Annotated in this window: 16 protein-coding genes; 7 read left to right on the top strand and 9 right to left on the bottom strand. The window is 62.0% G+C overall.

Annotation, left to right across the window (positions count from 1 at the left end):
* The first annotated feature begins 39 nt into the window (after window positions 1-39).
* The 5 genes from U873_RS0118640 (at window position 40) to U873_RS0118620 (ending at window position 7,576) form a co-directional block, all read left to right on the top strand.
* Entirely contained in the window at window positions 40-2,091 is a 2,052-nt protein-coding gene (locus U873_RS0118640; RefSeq protein WP_025129676.1) for a bifunctional diguanylate cyclase/phosphodiesterase, read from the top strand.
* A gap of 162 nt (window positions 2,092-2,253) precedes the next feature.
* Entirely contained in the window at window positions 2,254-3,594 is a 1,341-nt protein-coding gene (locus U873_RS0118635; protein WP_025129675.1) for an imelysin family protein, read from the top strand.
* A 347-nt stretch (window positions 3,595-3,941) separates the two neighbouring features.
* Window positions 3,942-5,369, top strand: coding sequence for a di-heme oxidoredictase family protein (locus tag U873_RS0118630; protein ID WP_025129674.1), 1,428 nt, complete (start codon window positions 3,942-3,944; stop codon window positions 5,367-5,369).
* Window positions 5,370-5,411: 42 nt separating this feature from the next.
* On the top strand, window positions 5,412-6,476 hold the full coding sequence (locus U873_RS0118625; RefSeq protein ID WP_025129673.1) for an imelysin family protein: 1,065 nt from the start codon (window positions 5,412-5,414) through the stop codon (window positions 6,474-6,476).
* Window positions 6,477-6,478: 2 nt separating this feature from the next.
* Window positions 6,479-7,576 carry a DUF1513 domain-containing protein gene (locus U873_RS0118620; RefSeq protein WP_025129672.1) on the top strand — a complete coding sequence of 366 codons (1,098 nt, stop codon included), beginning with the start codon at window positions 6,479-6,481 and terminating at the stop codon, window positions 7,574-7,576.
* A gap of 117 nt (window positions 7,577-7,693) precedes the next feature.
* Here U873_RS0118620 and U873_RS0118615 read toward each other — a convergent pair whose 3' ends face one another.
* The 5 genes from U873_RS0118615 to colR all read right to left on the bottom strand — a co-directional run bounded on the left by U873_RS0118615 (window position 7,694) and on the right by colR (window position 11,471).
* Entirely contained in the window at window positions 7,694-7,918 is a 225-nt protein-coding gene (locus U873_RS0118615) for a hypothetical protein (protein WP_025129671.1), read from the bottom strand.
* Window positions 7,919-7,920: 2 nt separating this feature from the next.
* A complete protein-coding gene (locus U873_RS0118610; RefSeq protein ID WP_025129670.1) occupies window positions 7,921-8,634 on the bottom strand; it encodes a lipopolysaccharide kinase InaA family protein in 714 nt (237 codons plus the stop codon).
* Window positions 8,635-8,638: 4 nt separating this feature from the next.
* On the bottom strand, window positions 8,639-9,319 hold the full coding sequence (locus U873_RS0118605) for a class I SAM-dependent methyltransferase (protein ID WP_025129669.1): 681 nt from the start codon (window positions 9,317-9,319) through the stop codon (window positions 8,639-8,641).
* 198 nt (window positions 9,320-9,517) lie between these two features.
* Window positions 9,518-10,798, bottom strand: a complete 1,281-nt coding sequence (locus U873_RS0118600; RefSeq protein ID WP_025129668.1) for a HAMP domain-containing sensor histidine kinase — start codon at window positions 10,796-10,798, stop codon at window positions 9,518-9,520.
* Window positions 10,788-11,471 carry a two-component system response regulator ColR gene (gene colR / locus U873_RS0118595; protein WP_025129667.1) on the bottom strand — a complete coding sequence of 228 codons (684 nt, stop codon included), beginning with the start codon at window positions 11,469-11,471 and terminating at the stop codon, window positions 10,788-10,790. The genes U873_RS0118600 and colR overlap by 11 nt, the downstream gene beginning before the upstream one ends.
* A gap of 204 nt (window positions 11,472-11,675) precedes the next feature.
* Here colR and U873_RS0118590 point away from each other — a divergent pair, with 204 nt between their 5' ends.
* Window positions 11,676-13,625 carry an LTA synthase family protein gene (locus tag U873_RS0118590; RefSeq protein WP_025129666.1) on the top strand — a complete coding sequence of 650 codons (1,950 nt, stop codon included), beginning with the start codon at window positions 11,676-11,678 and terminating at the stop codon, window positions 13,623-13,625.
* 149 nt (window positions 13,626-13,774) lie between these two features.
* Here U873_RS0118590 and groL read toward each other — a convergent pair whose 3' ends face one another.
* The 4 genes from groL to U873_RS0118570 all read right to left on the bottom strand — a co-directional run bounded on the left by groL (window position 13,775) and on the right by U873_RS0118570 (window position 17,287).
* The gene (gene groL, locus U873_RS0118585; protein WP_025129665.1) at window positions 13,775-15,418 is read right to left on the bottom strand and encodes a chaperonin GroEL; all 1,644 of its coding nucleotides are present in this window, start codon (window positions 15,416-15,418) and stop codon (window positions 13,775-13,777) included.
* A 49-nt stretch (window positions 15,419-15,467) separates the two neighbouring features.
* Window positions 15,468-15,761: a co-chaperone GroES gene (locus tag U873_RS0118580; RefSeq protein ID WP_011063093.1), complete on the bottom strand. Its 294-nt coding sequence runs from the start codon at window positions 15,759-15,761 to the stop codon at window positions 15,468-15,470.
* A gap of 251 nt (window positions 15,762-16,012) precedes the next feature.
* The gene (locus tag U873_RS0118575; protein WP_011063094.1) at window positions 16,013-16,489 is read right to left on the bottom strand and encodes an FxsA family protein; all 477 of its coding nucleotides are present in this window, start codon (window positions 16,487-16,489) and stop codon (window positions 16,013-16,015) included.
* Window positions 16,490-16,555: 66 nt separating this feature from the next.
* The gene (locus U873_RS0118570; protein ID WP_025129664.1) at window positions 16,556-17,287 is read right to left on the bottom strand and encodes a HugZ family protein; all 732 of its coding nucleotides are present in this window, start codon (window positions 17,285-17,287) and stop codon (window positions 16,556-16,558) included.
* 165 nt (window positions 17,288-17,452) lie between these two features.
* Between U873_RS0118570 and U873_RS0118565 the strand changes: the two genes are divergently transcribed.
* Entirely contained in the window at window positions 17,453-18,211 is a 759-nt protein-coding gene (locus U873_RS0118565) for an SDR family oxidoreductase (RefSeq protein ID WP_025129663.1), read from the top strand.
* Window positions 18,212-18,222: the final 11 nt, after the last annotated feature.

Here is an 18,222-nt window from a genome sequence, read left to right as displayed (position 1 = left end):
GCAACTTGACGCTACACGCACGGAACAAGGAATAGCCCTTTGAAGCTGGAACTCAAAAACAGCTTGTCGGTGAAGTTGCTCCGGGTTGTGCTGCTGTCGGCACTCATAGTGGGCGTGGTTCTGAGCTGCGCCCAGATCGTCTTCGATGCCTACAAGACTCGGCAGGCGGTCGCTAACGATGCCCAGCGCATTCTCGATATGTTTCGCGACCCATCGACACAGGCGGTCTACAGCCTGGACCGGGAAATGGGCATGCAAGTCATCGAAGGCCTGTTCCAGGATGATGCGGTGCGCATGGCCTCCATTGGCCATCCCAATGAAACCATGCTCGCGGAGAAATCCCGCGACCTGCAAAAATCCTCCAGCCGCTGGCTGACCGACCTGATCCTCGGCCAGGAACGCACCTTCACCACGCAACTGGTGGGGAGGGGCCCCTACAGCGAGTATTACGGCGACCTGAGCATCACGCTCGACACCGCCACCTACGGCCAGGGATTCATCGTCAGTTCGGTGATCATCTTCGTTTCCGGAGTCCTGCGCGCCCTGGCCATGGGCCTGGTGCTGTACCTGGTCTATCACTGGCTGCTGACCAAGCCGCTGTCACGGATCATCGAACACCTGACCACCATCAACCCCGACCGCCCCAGCGAGCACCAACTGCCCCTGCTCAAGGGCCACGAGAAGAACGAACTGGGGATCTGGATCAATACCGCCAACCAGTTGCTGGCCTCCATCGAGCGCAACACCCATCTGCGTCATGAAGCGGAGAACAGCCTGCTGCGCATGGCCCAGTACGACTTTCTGACCGGCCTGCCGAACCGCCAGCAACTGCAACAGCAACTGGACAAGATCCTGGTGGACGCCGGGCGCCTGCAGCGTCGGGTCGCGGTGCTGTGTGTCGGTCTGGATGATTTCAAGGGCATCAACGAACAATTCAGCTATCAGACCGGCGACCAGTTGCTGCTGGCCCTGGCCGACCGCCTGCGTGGCCACAGCGGCCGCCTCGGTGCCCTGGCACGCCTGGGGGGCGATCAGTTCGCCCTGGTCCAGGCCGATATCGAACAGCCTTATGAGGCCGCGGAACTGGCCCAGAGCATTCTCGATGACCTGGAGGCCACCTTCGCCCTCGACCACCAGGAAATCCGCCTGCGCGCCACCATCGGCATCACCCTGTTCCCGGAAGACGGCGACAGCACGGAAAAACTCCTGCAGAAAGCCGAGCAGACCATGACCCTGGCCAAGAGCCGATCGCGCAATCGCTATCAGTTCTACATCGCCAGCGTCGACAGTGAGATGCGCCGCCGCCGGGAACTGGAAAAGGACCTGCGCGAGGCCCTGGCCCGGGAACAGTTCTTCCTCGTCTACCAGCCACAGATCAGCTACCGCGACCACCGGGTGGTGGGTGTCGAGGCGCTGCTGCGCTGGCAGCACCCGGAACACGGCCTGGTGCCGCCGGACCTGTTCATACCGCTGGCGGAGCAGAACGGCACCATCATCGCCATCGGCGAATGGGTGCTGGACCAGGCCTGCCGTCAATTGCGCGAATGGCACGACATGGGCTTCAGCGACCTGCGCATGGCCGTCAACCTGTCCACCGTGCAGTTGCACCACGCCGAACTGCCGCGGGTGGTCAACAACCTGCTGCAGATCTACCGCCTGCCACCGCGCAGCCTGGAGCTGGAGGTCACCGAGACCGGCCTGATGGAAGACATCAGCACCGCTGCCCAGCACCTGCTGAGCCTGCGTCGCTCCGGTGCGCTGATCGCCATCGACGACTTCGGCACCGGCTATTCGTCCCTGAGCTACCTGAAAAGCCTGCCCCTGGACAAGATCAAGATCGACAAAAGCTTCGTCCAGGACCTGCTCGACGACGATGACGATGCAACCATCGTGCGGGCCATTATCCAACTGGGTAAAAGCCTGGGCATGCAGGTGATCGCCGAGGGCGTGGAAACCGTCGAGCAGGAGGCCTACATCATCGCCGAAGGCTGCCATGAAGGTCAGGGCTACCACTACAGCAAACCCCTGCCTGCACGGGAGCTGAGCGCCTACTTGAAACAGGCGCAGCGCAGCAATGCAGCGATCCTCTGACAGTGGCCTTGCGCTGATCGCCTTGACCCAGCGCAGCCCCCTGTTGAATAAGAAATATTTACAAGCACAACCCTTTACACATAATGCAAATCTTTCGCATTATGTCGCAGTTTTTGCGCGCCCCCGCGCCGTCCACTCCCCTCTCGAAGCAGGATGTTCGCCATGATTCGTATGCCTCTGGCTACCGCCAGTCTGTTGGCCATCGCTATTTCCCTCGCCGGCTGTGGCGAAGGCAAAGACGACAAGGCTGCCGCTCAAGCGCCGACCCCGGCTGCCAGCACTGCCACCCCAGCCACTGACGCTGCCGGCAAGGTCGACGAAACCGCGGCCAAGGCCGTAGTCGCGCATTACGCCGACATGGTATTCGCCGTTTACAGCGACTCCGAATCCACCGCGAAAACCCTGCAAACCGCCATCGATGCCTTCCTCGCCAAGCCCAACGACGACACCCTGAAGGCCGCCAAGGCCGCCTGGGTCGCCGCTCGTGTGCCTTACCTGCAGAGTGAAGTGTTCCGCTTCGGCAACACCATCATCGACGACTGGGAAGGCCAGGTGAACTCCTGGCCCCTGGACGAAGGCCTGATCGACTACGTCGACAAGAGCTACGAGCATGCCCTGGGCAACCCCGGCGCCACCGCCAACATCATCGCCAACACCGAGATCCAGGTCGGCGAAGACAAGGTCGACGTGAAAGACATCACCCCGGAAAAACTCGCCAGCCTCAATGAGCTGGGCGGTGCCGAGGCCAACGTCGCCACGGGCTACCACGCCATCGAATTCCTGCTCTGGGGCCAGGACCTCAACGGTACCGGTCCTGGTGCCGGCGCCCGTCCGGCGTCCGACTACCTGGAAGGCGCCGGCGCCACCGGCGGCCACAACGATCGTCGTCGTGCCTACTTGAAGGCGGTGACTCAACTGCTGGTCAACGACCTGGAAGAAATGGTCGGCAACTGGAAGCCCGACGTGGCCGACAACTATCGCGCCACCCTGGAAGCCGAACCGGCTGAAACCGGCCTGCGCAAGATGCTGTTCGGCATGGGCAGCCTGTCCCTGGGCGAACTGGCGGGCGAGCGGATGAAGGTGTCCCTGGAAGCCAACTCCCCAGAAGACGAGCAGGACTGCTTCAGCGACAACACCCACAACTCGCACTTCTACGATGCCAAGGGCATTCGCAACGTCTACCTGGGCGAATACACCCGTACCGACGGCAGCAAGATGACCGGCGCCAGCCTGTCGTCCCTGGTGGCCAAGGCCGACCCGGCCGCCGATGCCGCCCTGAAAGCCGATCTGGCCGCTACCGAAGCCAAGATCCAGGTCATGGTCGACCACGCCAACAAGGGTGAGCACTACGACCAGCTGATCGCCGCCGGCAACGAATCGGGCAACCAGATCGTGCGCGACGCCATCGCCGCCCTGGTCAAGCAGACCGGTTCGATCGAACAGGCCGCAGGCAAGCTGGGCATCAGCGACCTGAACCCGGACAACGCCGATCACGAGTTCTGATCCCCATCGCTGCACTTGAAAAGGCGACCTTCGGGTCGCCTTTTTCATGGCCGGCGCACTCCTTTCCCGGGGCTGGGAAACGCCCTCGCGCTTGAAAATACCAGCCAACTGCCGCTGTCAAAGCGCCTGGCCCGGCCATCGCGCCACGGTCGATTGGACCTGTGACTCAAGGCCCGTCGAAAGCCCTTGTCGCCGCCGCCACAAACCACCACAGGCACTGTCAGGGAGCATCATGACCACCGCGGCAAGCTTGTCCTGGGTCAAACCAAACGATAATTCCTCTTATTCAATCCAGGCCGCCCTGTTAGACTTTGCGCCCTTGTTTTGCTCGTCTTGCAGGATGTCCGATGCCTTCGTTGCCGCTGCGCTGGTCCGCTCTGTTCATGGCCCTGGGCCTGAGTGCCTGCGATGACGCTCCGCGCTTTACCCAGGCCGAACCTGGAGAAGCCCGCGCAGGTGGCGCAACCACGGTCAACAAGACCGACCGCAATGCCTTTTCCCTGCCCTCGGCCAACCTGGCGCCCACTCGCCGCCTGGATTTCAGCGTCGGCAACAGTTTCTTTCGCAATCCCTGGGTGATCGCCCCGTCCACCACCACTGCCCGTGACGGCCTCGGCCCGCTGTTCAACACCAACGCCTGCCAGAACTGCCATATCAAGGACGGTCGCGGCCATCCGCCCGCGCCAGATGCGTTGAATGCAGTGTCGATGCTGGTTCGCCTGTCGATCCCCGATACGCCGGACTACGCCCGGCTCATCGAACAGGTCGGCGTGGTACCGGAGCCGGTGTACGGCGGCCAGTTGCAAGACATGGCGGTACCCGGGGTCGCTCCCGAAGGCCGGGTACGGGTGGACTACCAGCCGGTGCCGGTGCAGTTCAAGGACGGCACCCGGGTGGAATTGCGCAAGCCCATACTGCAGATCACCGACCTGGGCTACGGCCCGATGCACCCGGACACCCGCTTCTCGGCCCGAATAGCCCCGCCGATGATCGGCCTGGGCCTGCTGGAGGCCATCCCCGAAGAGGCGATCCTGGCCAACGCCCAGCCCGCCGCCGGGGCCGCAAATCCCATTGCCGGACGCCCCAACTGGGTCTGGGACGACGCCCAGCAAAAGACTGTACTCGGGCGTTTTGGCTGGAAAGCCGGGCAACCCAACCTCAATCAACAAAATGTTCACGCGTTTTCTGGTGATATGGGCCTGACCACCAGCCTGAGGCCCTTCGATGACTGCACCGACGCACAAACCGCCTGCAAGCAGGCCCCCAACGGCAATGGCCCGGACGGTGAGCCTGAGGTCAGCGACAACATCCTGCGCCTGGTGCTGTTCTATACCCGTAACCTGGCCGTTCCTGCGCGCCGCGACGTCGATTCGCCCCAGGTCCTGGCCGGCAAGAACCTGTTTTTCCAGGCCGGCTGCCAGTCTTGCCACACCCCAAGCTTCACCACCGCGGCCAACGCCGCCGAACCCGAGCAGGCCAATCAAGTGATCCGCCCCTACAGCGACCTGCTGCTGCACGACATGGGCGAAGGCCTGGCCGACCAGCGCAGCGAATTCAAGGCCAGCGGCCGCGACTGGCGCACGGCGCCGCTGTGGGGCATCGGCCTGACCGAAACGGTCAGCGGCCATACCCAGTTCCTGCATGACGGCCGTGCCCGCAACCTGATGGAAGCGGTGCTCTGGCACGGCGGTGAAGCCGAAGGCGCGAAACAGCAGGTGCTGGCCTTCAATGCCGAGCAGCGTGCTGCGCTGCTGGCATTCCTGAATTCTCTCTAAACCTCGACTCACACGCTTCTCCACAATAAAGGGAGCCCGAACATGTTCCGCCCCAAACTGCTATTCACCAGCCTTGCCGCACTCGCCCTGGGCGCCTGCTCGCCCCAGGACCCACAAGCCGTGACCTCGGCCGCCATCGCCACGCAGGTGATCCTGCCGACCTACAGCCGCTGGGTCGAGGCCGACCGCCAACTGGCCGTCAGCGCCCTGGCCTTCTGTGAAGGCAAGGAGAGCCTGGACACTGCCCGCGCCGACTTCCTCCATGCACAAAAAGCCTGGGCTGAACTGCAGCCGCTGCTGATCGGCCCGCTGGCCGAGGGCAACCGCTCCTGGCAGGTGCAGTTCTGGCCGGACAAGAAGAACCTGGTGGGCCGTCAGGTTGAGCAACTGGTCACTGCCAACCCGCAGATCGATGCCGCTGCGCTGGCCAAGTCCAGTGTCGTGGTCCAGGGCCTGTCGGCCTACGAATACATCCTCTTCGACAGCAAGATCGACATGGCCGACAGCGCGCAGAAAGCCCGCTATTGCCCGCTGCTGACCGCCATCGGCGAACGCCAGAAGCAACTGGCGGAAGAGATCCTCGCCGGCTGGAATACCACCGACGGCATGCTGGCGCAGATGAGCAAGTTCCCCAACCAGCGCTACGCCGACTCCCACGAGGCCATCGCCGACCTGCTACGGGTCCAGGTCACCGCTCTGGATACCCTGAAGAAAAAGCTCGGCACCCCGATGGGTCGCCAGACCAAGGGCATTCCCCAGCCATTCCAGGCCGATGCCTGGCGTAGCCAGTCCTCCCTGCAGGGCCTGGAAGCCAGCCTCAGCGCGGCCCAGACCGTATGGGCCGGGGTCGACAACAAGGGCCTGCGCGGCCTGCTGCCAGCCGACCAGAAACCATTGGCCGACAAGATCGACGCGGCCTACGCGGCCTCGTTGAAACTCTTTGCCAGCACCCAGCGCTCGCTGAGTGAAATGCTCGGTGACGATGCCGGTCGCCAGCAACTCAACGACCTGTACGACAGCCTCAACGTGGTCCATCGCCTGCACGAAGGCGAGCTGGCCAAGGCGCTGGGGATCCAACTGGGCTTCAACGCCAACGACGGTGACTGATGATGCTGCGACGTCAGGCTTTGGCGCTGGGCAGCCTGCTGCTCAGCGCGGTGACCTTGGGCGGCTGGACGCTGTTCAGGCAAAAGGGCAAGCAGCCCTTGCTGCTTTCGGCCAGGGACGATGGTGACGGCAAGCATTACGCCGTCGGTTATCAGTTGGACGGTAAACAGGTGTTTGCCACCCAGGTCGGCCAGCGTTGCCATGACATCATCAATCACCCGCAGTTGCCGATCGCCCTGTTCGTGGCCCGGCGCCCGGGCACCGAGAGCTACCTGATCGACCTGCGCAACGGCACCCTGCTGCAGACCGTCACCTCGCAAGCCGACCGGCATTTCTACGGGCATGCGGTGATCCACAAAGACGGCGAATGGCTGTACGCCACCGAGAACGATACCCGGGACCCGGGCCGCGGCCTGCTGGGTGTCTATCGCTTTGAAGGCGAGCGCCTGGTGCACAGCGGCGAGTTGTCGACCCACGGCATCGGCCCCCACCAGGTGTCATGGATGCCTGACGGTGAAACCCTGGTGGTGGCCAACGGTGGTATCCGTACCGAAGCAGAAAGCCGGGTGGAGATGAACCTCGATGCCATGGAACCGAGCCTGGTACTGATGCAGCGCGACGGCACCCTGCTGAGCAAGGAAACCCTGGCCCAGCAGATGAACAGCGTGCGCCACATGGGCATCGCCAGCGACGGCACCATCGTCACCGGCCAGCAGTTCATGGGCGCCGCCCACGAATCCTCGGAGCTCTTGGCGATCAAGCGCCCGGGGCAACCTTTCACCGCCTTCCCGGTGCCCGAGCAGCAGTTGCAGGCCATGGGGCACTACACCGCCAGCGTGGCAGTGCACAGCGACCTGCGGCTGGTGGCGCTGACCGCCCCACGGGGCAACCGCTTCTTCATCTGGGACCTGGACAGCGGCGCCGTGCGAGTCGACGCGCCACTGCCGGACTGTGCCGGGGTCGGCGCCGTGGCCGACGGCTTTGTGGTGACCTCGGGACAAGGTCGCTGCCGCTTCTACGATTGCCGCCAGGCACAGATTGCAGCCCAGCCTCTGGACCTGCCCGCCGGCCTCTGGGACAACCACCTGCACCTGATCTGAAGTCGGCGGCTCTTCACCCTGCCGGTATCGTGACCCTGCCGGGCAAAGTGGACAGCCGCACTGCGGACAAGCAAAAGGCCTCGCAGTGCGAGGCCTTCGGATGGTGGAGCATGCAATTCAACTCTGAGGTTTCAACCCCTGGGTCAGGCCGAACATGAACAACAGCAGGTCATGATCGGGCTTGGCCGCCGCCGAGACTTTCGCCACTCGTGGCAGCGGGCAATGCTCGCCCTCAGCAGCGCTGAGAACCTGCGTTCGCGGTTGCTCCCAGACAACCAGGGCCAAGGAAGCAACTGCCAAGGCTCCTGCCAGGAATAAACCTCGTGCAATTTCTAGCTTCATAGCTATAAACCTTTGATAGAGCTGCCAAACGCCGTTTTGTAAAAGTAGTAGAGCTTTTGCCAGTCCGTGTCATTCCACGACGAATGGCGACGCAGTTGCTTGAGGTCATGGGCGGCTGCGCGGCGACGGCTCAAACGCTGCCGGCACTTCTCGAAATCCAGCAAGGCAATCTTCACCTGGGCCTGCTCACCCTCGCCGTCCACCCGCACGAACACATGCTTGGCGTACAGGCAGCCATGCTGCCAACGACCTCTGTGCATGCGTGCCAGCGTCTCGGCCAAGGCCTGCAGTACTTTCTGGTGAAACGCCTCACCGTGGCGCTCGCGCCCACCGGCGGCATACCAGTTGTCGATCTCGGTGTAGCCCTCAAGCGCAGCCGTGACCAGCAGCGCCTGCCATTGATTCTCGGGGCCGCGCCGGGCACCGCAGAACACCAGTTCCGGGACCTTGATCTCCAACAGGCGCAGGCCCTGCAGCGCAGCATGCTCGCGCAGAACTGTCGGTCGCCCAAACGGATGCAGCCAACTGCGGTGAATATGCCCCACCTGACGCTTGGCATAGAGCAGTTGCCCTTTGCTGTTCAGAATGCGTTGTACGCCGCTCTCCCCGCCTCGACGCTGATTGGGTTCCTCGACCCATTCACCCTGTTTGTTCCAGAAGTATTCGAAGCAATCTGTGGGCGCGGCGTCCATTTCCGAAGCACATTCAACAGCCATCCTCTTACCTCTTACGTAGTACGTACACTCGCCACATGGCGTAGAGCGGAAAGAAGTCCAGGTGCTCCTGGACACGAAAACCGGCTTGCCTGAATTCTTCTTCAACCGTAGCCGCCGGTAACACGAAACGATTCTGGTAACCCTCCTGCCCAACCTCGGACAATCGCTTGCGCTCCATGCGCTTGCGTTTCCAGGCCTTGAAGTTGCCATCGACCCACAACGAGATGATCACACTGTCCCGGGTAACCCGCTGGAACTCCCGTAACAGGGCCACCCGGTGTTCGGCCTTGCCGATGTGGTGCAACAAGCGCATGGAAAAAATGCAGTCCACTGCGTTATCCGGCAAATCAATGGCAAACGCGGACGTTTGCAAAGGTTGTACCCGTTTCACCACGTCGGAAGGTTGCGCCACCGTGGCGGTGCTCAGCATAGCTGCTGAATTGTCGGCGCCAATGATCACCCGATTGGTTTTTTCCGCCAGCAGCGGCCAGAAGCGCCCGGCACCGCATGGAAGGTCCAGGACCAGCCCTGGTTCTCCCGCCAGGTTCAGCGCAGTGCGGGCCAGCTGTTCATCTCGTTTGTGGGACAACTGGCGTGCCAGGCCATCCTGGTGCTTGAGCAGGTATTCCTGCGCGTGCTGGGCATCGTACTTGTCGGAAAATTCCAGCTTGATCGGGGTCGCCATCATCAAAGTCTCCTGTATCTGATGGCGCCACCTTAGGCAGCGGCGTGTCAGCGACAGGTCATCCCTTTGTGAAAACTTCGTACCGTCCAACGAGGAAATATTTCAGAGTTTTACAGGGCACCGACAGTGGCCTGGGGCCACTTCAGAAGAGAAATCGACAAGCAGCAGGCCCCGAAGAACAGGGCCCGGAAAGAATAATCAGGCCTTGGCCGGTTGCAACTGGACGTAAAAACGACAGCCATTGGGCGCCATGGTGCTGAGGCTGACACTCCAGCCCTGGTTCTCGCAGATCCGCTGGACCAGGGACAAGCCCAGCCCCAATCCTTCACCACGCTTTTCGTCACCGCGCACAAAGGGTTGGAACATCGCCTCGCGCTTTTCTTCGGGAATCCCTACGCCGCTGTCCTCTACCACAAAACCATCGGTTGTCAGGCTGAGCCGGATAAACCCCTGCTCGGTGTAGTGCAGGGCATTGCGCAACAGGTTGCCCATGACCGCGTGCAGGAAGGTTGCGTTATAACGCGTATCGCCGGGTTGACCGGGCTCAAAGATCAGCTGGATACCCTTGTCCTGTATCGGTCCACTCCACACCCCCAGCAGATCGTTGGCGACCTGGGTCAAGGTCAGTTGTGGCGACATGCTCGCGTCTTCGCGCTGGGCTCTGGCCAGCATCAGGAAGGTCTGCACCAGCTCGCGCATCTCCTCGCAGGCCCGGGCAATACGCTCGACCTGGGCTCGCCCGCGCGGGTCCAGCCCGGGATTCTCCAGCAGCAGTTCGCAGGAAGTGGCCAGGACCATCAACGGCGTGCGCAACTCGTGGCTGACATCGCTGGTGAACAACCGCTCGCGGCTCAAGGCCTGGCGCAGGCGTCCCAAGGTCGCATCGAAGGCAATGGCCAGCTCACCCACTTCATCGGCGGCGTAATCCGGAGCCAGGGGCGGCGCCAACCCCAACAACTGGTCACGGTGACGCACCTGGCGCGCCAGGCGCACCACCGGAGCCATCACACGTCGCGCCAGGACCCAGCCGAGGAATACCGCCAGGGCCAGGCTGAGGACGAACCCCACCAGCACCACGGCAAACAGGATGCGCTCGCGCTCCTCGAAATCGCTCTGGTCCTGCAGCAACACATAGCGCCGGCCATCCACGACCTCGACCATGGCGTGGTAGGACAACTGTTCGCGGAACACTTCGTGGAAGCCCGGATCCAGGTGACGCAGGTCCTTGGGCAGTTCGAAATCGCCGCGTCCGCCACTGAAATAGAACAGTTGATCCGGCTCGGGGCGGTGATTCCAATCGTTGACGTCGTCCATCAGCAACAGACGCTGAAGATCGCCCCCCAACCCGGCGGAAATGAGTTTTTCCTCCACCAGGTGCACGGTCGCCACAATGCCCATGGCGAAGGCACCTGCCACCAATGCGCTCATCAAGGCAAAGGCGATGATGATGCGCTGGGCAAGGCTCTGCTTAAACTCCATCACGGCCCTCGGCCAGGCGGTAGCCGACACCATGCACGGTGTGCAGCAACGGCTTGGCGAACGGTTTGTCGATCACCTGGCGCAGTTGGTGGACGTGGCTGCGCAGGCTGTCGCTGTCCGGGCAGTCATCGCCCCACAAGGCTTCTTCGAGGATCTCCCGCCGCAGGACATGGGGGCTTTTCTGCATCAATACCGCCAGCAGCTTGAGGCCCACCGGGTTGAGCTTGAGCAGGCGCCCTTCGCGGGTGACCTCCAGGGTATCGAGGTCGTAAGCCAAGTCGCCGACCTGCAGCGATCGCCGGCCACCGCCCTGGGTGCGGCGCATCACCGCTTCGATCCGTGCAGCCAGCTCCGAGAGGGCGAAAGGCTTGAGCAGGTAGTCATCGGCACCGGACTTGAAGCCCTGCAGCCGATCATCCAACTGATCGCGAGCCGTGAGCATGATCACCGGGGTGTCACGCCGGGCGTCTTCGCGCAGGCGCTTGCACAGGGTATAGCCGTCGATCCCTGGCAGCATGATGTCGAGCACGATCAGGTCGTAATGCTCGGTGGCGGCCAGGTGCAACCCAGACAGGCCATCCTGGGCACAGTCCACGGTGTAGCCCTTGAGCCCCAGGTAGTCAGCCAGGTTGGCGAGAATATCGCGGTTGTCTTCAACCAGTAGAATTCGCATCGGCACTCTCTCCGTACACAGTTACGGCCGTCTTGGCTCGCGCAGCTTAAGGCCAAGTCCGGCTCGCCGCCAGCCTTGTCGGGGGGGTCCGGGAGTACTTGTCGCACCTTCCCGGGCTTAACAAGTTTTTCACCAGAGGTTCACAACCTGACTACAGGGACAAGCTCAGACTGCCGGCCGTTTGCCCACAAGGAACACCCCCCGATGGATCTTCTCAAGACCGCGCCAGCACGCTTCGTGCTGCTGCTGACCAGCACCTGGCTGGCGATTTTCCTGCTGACCCGCAGCCTCCTGCTGATCACCCACCTCGACGAAGCCGGCAGCGGCTGGCTGCCGGTGTTTGGCGTCGGCCTGCTCTATGACCTCGGCTTTCTGGCCTACGCGGCCCTGCCCCTGGGCCTCGGCCTGCTGCTCTGCCCCCCGGCCCTGTGGCATCGGCGCGGGTTTCGCTGGCTGCTGCAGGGCCTGTTCAGCCTGAGCCTGTTCGCCATGCTCTTCACTGCCGTGGCCGAGTGGCTGTTCTGGGATGAGTTCGGTGTGCGCTTCAACTTCATCGCCGTGGACTACCTGGTGTATTCGGACGAGGTGCTCAACAACATTCTCGAGTCCTACCCCATCGCTCTGCTGATGAGCCTGCTGGCCCTGGCGGCCATTCTTCTCAGCCTGGTGCTGCGCAAACCGCTCAAAGCGGCCCTGGATGCCCCGCTGCCGACGCTGAGCAGCCGCCTGGTCAGTGCCTTGGGACTGTTGCTGGTAACCGGCGCCAGCCTGCAATTGCTCAGCCAGGACAGCCCGCACAGCCAGGGCGGCAACGCCTATCAGAATGAACTGGCGAGCAATGGCCCGTACCAGTTCTTTGCCGCCTTTCGCAATAACGAGCTGGACTACCAGCAGTTCTACCGCAGCCTGCCCGCCGAGGTGGTGGCCCGTCAGATGCGTGCCGAGCTGAATGAGCCCAACGCCCGCTTCATCGGCAAGGACCCGCTGGACATCCGTCGCGCCATCGACAACCCGGGCATTGCGCGCACACCGAATATCGTCCTGGTGACCATAGAAAGCTTCAGCGCCAAATACATGGGCAGCAACGGCGATGATCGCAACCTGACCCCCAACCTGGATGCATTGCGCCAGCAGAGCCTGTACTTCAACAACTTCTATGCCACCGGCACCCGTACCGACCGCGGCCTGGAAGCCATCACCCTGGCGATCCCGCCAACGCCGGGACGTTCGATCGTCAAGCGCATTGGCCGTGAAAGCGGCTTTGCCAGCCTCGGCCAGCAACTGCGCGCCGTCGGCTATGACAGCGTGTTCGTCTATGGCGGGCGCGGTTACTTCGACAACATGAACGCCTTCTTCAGCGGCAACGGCTACCGGGTGGTGGACCAGAGCAGCGTCGAAGAATCCGAGATCCACTTCAAGAATGCCTGGGGCATGGCCGACGAGGACCTCTATACCCAGACCCTGAAGCTGGCGGACGCCGACTACGCCCAACAGCGCCCTTTCCTGCTGCAGTTGATGACCACGTCCAACCATCGCCCTTACACCTATCCCCAGGGTCGAATCGACATCAAGTCCGGTAATGGTCGCGACGGCGCGGTGAAGTACACCGACTACGCCATTGGCGAGTTCCTCAAGGCCGCGCGCCAGAAGCCCTGGTTCGACAACACCATTTTCGTGTTTGTCGCCGACCACACGGCCGGCAGCGCGGGCAAGGAAGACCTGCCCATCAGCAACTACCAGATTCCACTGTTCATCTATGCGCCCAAGCTGATCCCGGCACGAGAAACTGCCCAGCTGGCCAGCCAGATCGACCTGGCGCCGACCCTCCTGGGCTTGCTGAACCTGGACTACGAATCGACCTTCTTCGGCCGCAACCTGTTGCAGGACAACCCGCTGCCGCCGCGGGTGCTGGTGGGCAACTATCAGCACCTGGGGCTGTTCGATGGCCAGGACCTGGCGATTCTCAGCCCGCGCCAGGGCTTGCGCCGGCACGACCAGGCGCTGGGGGCCAGCCAGGAATCCCGGGTACAGGACAGCGACCCCTTGATTCAGCGCGGCATCAGCTACTACCAGAGCGCCAGTTATGGCTTCAAGCAACAGTTGCTGGGCTGGAAGGCTCCCAAGGCCTCGGCTGCCGAGCTGAGCCAGCGCTGAGGCCTTTCGCGGGCAAGCCCGCTCCTACACCAGTTGCATCGCTGTAGGAGCGGGCTTGCCCGCGAAGGAGCTGCCCCCATATCCCAGGCATAAAAAAGCCCCGCCGGTTTTCACCGGCGGGGCTTTTTCAGTACGGGGGTAAGGCTGGCTTACATCATGCCGCCCATGCCACCCATGCCGCCCATGTCTGGCATGCCGCCAGCTGCAGGCTTGTCTTCCACGATTTCAGCAACAGCCGCTTCGGTGGTCAGGATCAGGCCGCCGATGGAGGATGCTGCTTGCAGCGCGGAACGGGTTACCTTGGTTGGATCCAGGATGCCCATTTCGATCATGTCGCCGTATTCGCTGGTGGCAGCGTTGTAACCGAAGTTACCGGAACCCTGCTTGACCTTGTCCACAACCACGCTTGGCTCGTCACCGGAGTTGGCAACGATCTGGCGCAGTGGGGCTTCGATAGCGCGACGCAGTACAGCGATACCCACGTCCTGGTCGGCGTTGTCGCCTTTCAGGTCGTTGATGCCTTGCAGAGCACGGATCAGGGCTACGCCACCGCCAGGTACCACGCCTTCTTCAACGGCTGCACGGGTAGCGTGCAGGGCGTCTTCAACGCGGGCTTTCTTCTCTTTCATTTCAACTTCGGAGCCAGCGCCAACCTTGATCACTGCAACGCCGCCGGACAGCTTGGCCAGACGCTCTTGCAGTTTTTCACGGTCGTAGTCGGACGAAGTGTCGGCCACTTGTTGACGGATCTGGGTCACACGAGCCTGGATGTCCGCTTCAACGCCAGCACCGTCGATGATGGTGGTGTTTTCTTTGGACAGGATCACGCGCTTGGCGTTACCCAGGTGCTCCAGGGTGGTGCTTTCCAGGCTCAGGCCGATCTCTTCGGAGATCACGGTACCGCCGGTCAGAACGGCGATGTCCTGCAGCATGGCCTTGCGACGGTCGCCGAAGCCCGGTGCCTTGACGGCAGCGACTTTGACGATGCCACGCATGTTGTTCACAACCAGAGTCGCCAGGGCTTCGCCTTCAACGTCTTCAGCCACGATCAGCAGTGGGCGGCCGGCTTTGGCAACGGCTTCCAGCACTGGCAGCATTTCGCGGATGTTGGAGATCTTCTTGTCCACCAGCAGGATCAGCGGGCCGTCGAGTTCGGCGACCATGGTGTCCGGCTTGTTGATGAAGTAAGGGGACAGGTAGCCACGGTCGAACTGCATGCCTTCAACAACCGACAGTTCGTTTTCCAGGCCCGAGCCTTCTTCAACGGTGATCACGCCTTCTTTACCGACTTTTTCCATGGCTTCGGCAATGATGTCGCCGATGGAGTTGTCGGAGTTGGCGGAGATGGTGCCGACCTGAGCGATGGCTTTGGAATCAGCGCATGGCTTGGACAGACCTTTCAGCTCTTTGACGATGGCGATGGTGGCCTTGTCGATGCCGCGTTTCAGGTCCATCGGGTTCATGCCGGCAGCGACGGCTTTCAGGCCTTCGTTGACGATCGACTGAGCCAGAACGGTGGCGGTGGTGGTGCCGTCGCCAGCGTCATCGTTGGCACGGGAGGCAACGTCTTTGACCAGCTGCGCGCCCATGTTTTCGAAGCGATCTTTGAGCTCGATTTCTTTGGCTACGGATACGCCGTCCTTGGTGATGGTCGGAGCGCCGAAGCTCTTCTCGATGATCACGTTACGGCCTTTCGGGCCCAGGGTCGCTTTTACTGCGTCAGCCAGGACGTTGACACCGGTGAGCATTTTCTTGCGGGCGGAATCGCCGAATTTAACTTCTTTAGCAGCCATGATCGATATTCCTTAAATACTTTGTAGTAACGGGAAAATGAGCGGGAAATCAGCCTTCGATAACAGCGAGAATCTCGTTCTCAGCCATTACCAGCAGGTCTTCGCCGTCTACTTTCACAGTGTTGCTGCCGGAGTACGGGCCAAACACCACTTTGTCACCCACTTTCACGGCCAGCGCACGTACTTCACCGTTGTCCAGCACGCGGCCGGTACCTACAGCGACGATTTCGCCACGGTTAGGTTTTTCAGCGGCCGAACCAGGCAGAACGATACCGCCGGCAGTTTTCGATTCTTCTTCGCTGCGACGGATGACGACGCGGTCATGCAGAGGACGAAGCTTCATTGTCGATCTCTCCTAATTGTGGTTTTCAGCGGCCGGTGTCGATACCGGCGGGTTAACAAATCCGGCGTGGCCGGTTGCGGCTCGACGAGCGAGCCGCGGAAGTCTGTCTGGTGCCTGCACCAGAAACCTTGCGGTGACCGTTACATAAGGGCGCATAAGGTTATTACAAGGGCAGCCTGATGAAATTTTTTACATCGCTGACGTCAAAACGAACACGGCACCCGAAGGTGCCGTGTGTTTACCCCAGAGCCTTATGAATCGCGGTGCTCGAATTCACCCTCGATCACGTTGGGTTCACGCCCCAGCGGCTGTTGGGGTGCCGGGCCGCCACGGGCGGCGCGCATGTCGTCGGCAAAGGCGCGCTGGCGCAGGGCCTGCTCCTCGGCGCGCTGGCGCATTTTGTTGGCCAGCAGGCGGCGACTGATCGGCAGCAGCATCAGCAGGCCGAACACGTCACTGATAAAGCCCGGCAGGATCAACAGGCCGCCGCCCAAGGCCAGCATCAGCCCCTCGAGCATTTGCTGGGCCGGCAGTTCGCCGCGGTTGAGACTTTCACGGGCACGCAGTGCCGTGGCCAGACCGGCCACACGCAATACCAGCACACCGAGCATCGAACCGAGAATGATCAGCAGCAGGGCCGGGAAAAACCCGATCGCCGCGCTGACCTTGACGAAGACGAACAGCTCCAGCACCGGGAACAACAAAAAGAGCAACAGAAAAGGGCGCATCAAATGATTTCCTCTACGGAAGAATGCCTTCCAGTAGACCGTAAATGACGTCGCCAATTCGTGAATTCAAGCATCCGCAGGCGTTTTTTTCGGCCATTGATCGGCGTGGGCCAGGAAAACCAGGGCTTCGCGAACCTGTGTCGGCGTATTGCAAAGGCTTGGGAAAGGCAACCAGAAAAGCTCCTGGCCGATGCGCAGGTGCATGCCCTCCGGATCTATCCCGACCAGTTGCGCCGGCTCCTGGCTCGGCAACCCGGTGAGTTCGACGTAATGGGCGATGGCCTTGGCGTGGTCACTGTTCATGTGCTCGATCATGCTCTGCTCGGCCTTGCCGGCGAAGGGATTGGCCAGGGTCACCTGATCGACCCAGTGAATCGCGCCAAAACCGCCGATGTAACGGTGACGCACCGGCTTGAGCACCCAGAAATCGAAGTCGTGGGCCTTGTGGTAATTCTGCGACTCGGGGAAATAACGGTAGTAGCGCTCGGCAGCAGCCTCGATCGCGGCACTGTCCTCGAGCTTTTCGGCTTCGGCCAGGTAGGTCAGGCGCCCCACCGCCTGCACATCTTCGGCACCGCGCTCGCCCACCAGCAGCGAACACTTGGGGTCCTTCTGCAGGTTGTGGGTGTGCTGGGCAATACGGCTGATCAGGATCAGCGGCCGTCCTTCGGCGTCCAGGCAATAGGGCACCACGGAACCGAAGGGGAAACCCGGCATGGCCTTGGAGTGCGTCGCCAGCGCGCCGCGGTATTCCTTGAGCAGTAGTTCTCGTGCATTCTTGGCAGCTTCAACGCTCACATTGTGACTCCTTCTGTAAAATCCGTCGGAAACGGACGGGCGCCTGGAGCATTGTTCCAGCTACGCCAATGGGGCAATTCTCATCTGCAGCCAGGCCAGATCCTGCCGCCGGTCGAGGTTCCCCGCAAAGGACAACCTTCAAAGACCTGCTAGCGGGACATGCGAATGCAACTCACTGACAAAGTAATCATTATCACTGGCGGTTGCCAAGGTCTGGGCCGCTCCATGGCCGAGTATTTCGCCGCCAAGGGCGCGAAGCTGGCCCTGGTGGATCTGAACCAGGAAAAGCTCGACCAGGCCGTCGCCGCCTGCAAGACCCATGGCAGCGACGCTCGTGCCTACCTGTGCAATGTCGCCGATGAAGAACAGGTCACCCAGATGGTGGCCCGGGTCGCCGAGGACTTTGGTGCCATCCACGGCCTGATCAACAACGCCGGGATCCTGCGCGATGGCCTGCTGGTCAAGGTCAAGGACGGCGAGATGAGCAAGATGAGCCTGGCCCAATGGCAGGCGGTAATCGACGTCAACCTCACCGGGGTGTTCCTCTGCACCCGGGAAGTGGCAGCAAAGATGATCGAGTTGCAGAACAGCGGCGTGATCATCAACATCTCGTCGATCTCGCGCGCCGGCAATGTCGGCCAGACCAACTACTCGGCCGCCAAGGCCGGCGTGGCGGCAGCCACCGTGACCTGGGCCAAGGAACTGGCGCGCTACGGCATCCGCGTCGCGGGCATTGCTCCAGGCTTCATCGAGACCGAGATGACCCTGGGCATGAAGCCCGAGGCGCTGGAGAAGATGACCGCCGGCATTCCGCTCAAGCGCATGGGCAGGCCGGAAGAGATCGCCCACTCGGCGGCCTATATCTTCGAGAACGACTACTACACCGGGCGCATCCTGGAGATGGACGGCGGTTTGCGGGTCTGATCCTGGCGCAC

This window comes from Pseudomonas sp. PH1b (genome assembly GCF_000633395.1).
Classification (GTDB): domain Bacteria; phylum Pseudomonadota; class Gammaproteobacteria; order Pseudomonadales; family Pseudomonadaceae; genus Aquipseudomonas.
Note: the sequence above shows the minus strand (reverse complement) of the source record. Positions and strands in the feature narration are given on the sequence as shown.

What these genes read in the sequence shown, in the direction of transcription:
- colR (WP_025129667.1), bottom strand. Translation starts at nt 11,471, where the DNA reads ATGCGAATTCTACTGGTTGAAGACAACCGCGATATTCTCGCCAACCTG.
- U873_RS0118580 (WP_011063093.1), bottom strand. Translation starts at nt 15,761, where the DNA reads ATGAAGCTTCGTCCTCTGCATGACCGCGTCGTCATCCGTCGCAGCGAA.
- U873_RS0118590 (WP_025129666.1), top strand. Translation starts at nt 11,676, where the DNA reads ATGGATCTTCTCAAGACCGCGCCAGCACGCTTCGTGCTGCTGCTGACC.
- U873_RS0118575 (WP_011063094.1), bottom strand. Translation starts at nt 16,489, where the DNA reads ATGCGCCCTTTTCTGTTGCTCTTTTTGTTGTTCCCGGTGCTGGAGCTG.
- U873_RS0118635 (WP_025129675.1), top strand. Translation starts at nt 2,254, where the DNA reads ATGATTCGTATGCCTCTGGCTACCGCCAGTCTGTTGGCCATCGCTATT.
- U873_RS0118620 (WP_025129672.1), top strand. Translation starts at nt 6,479, where the DNA reads ATGCTGCGACGTCAGGCTTTGGCGCTGGGCAGCCTGCTGCTCAGCGCG.
- U873_RS0118630 (WP_025129674.1), top strand. Translation starts at nt 3,942, where the DNA reads ATGCCTTCGTTGCCGCTGCGCTGGTCCGCTCTGTTCATGGCCCTGGGC.
- U873_RS0118625 (WP_025129673.1), top strand. Translation starts at nt 5,412, where the DNA reads ATGTTCCGCCCCAAACTGCTATTCACCAGCCTTGCCGCACTCGCCCTG.
- U873_RS0118610 (WP_025129670.1), bottom strand. Translation starts at nt 8,634, where the DNA reads ATGGCTGTTGAATGTGCTTCGGAAATGGACGCCGCGCCCACAGATTGC.
- U873_RS0118605 (WP_025129669.1), bottom strand. Translation starts at nt 9,319, where the DNA reads ATGGCGACCCCGATCAAGCTGGAATTTTCCGACAAGTACGATGCCCAG.
- groL (WP_025129665.1), bottom strand. Translation starts at nt 15,418, where the DNA reads ATGGCTGCTAAAGAAGTTAAATTCGGCGATTCCGCCCGCAAGAAAATG.
- U873_RS0118615 (WP_025129671.1), bottom strand. Translation starts at nt 7,918, where the DNA reads ATGAAGCTAGAAATTGCACGAGGTTTATTCCTGGCAGGAGCCTTGGCA.
- U873_RS0118565 (WP_025129663.1), top strand. Translation starts at nt 17,453, where the DNA reads ATGCAACTCACTGACAAAGTAATCATTATCACTGGCGGTTGCCAAGGT.
- U873_RS0118600 (WP_025129668.1), bottom strand. Translation starts at nt 10,798, where the DNA reads ATGGAGTTTAAGCAGAGCCTTGCCCAGCGCATCATCATCGCCTTTGCC.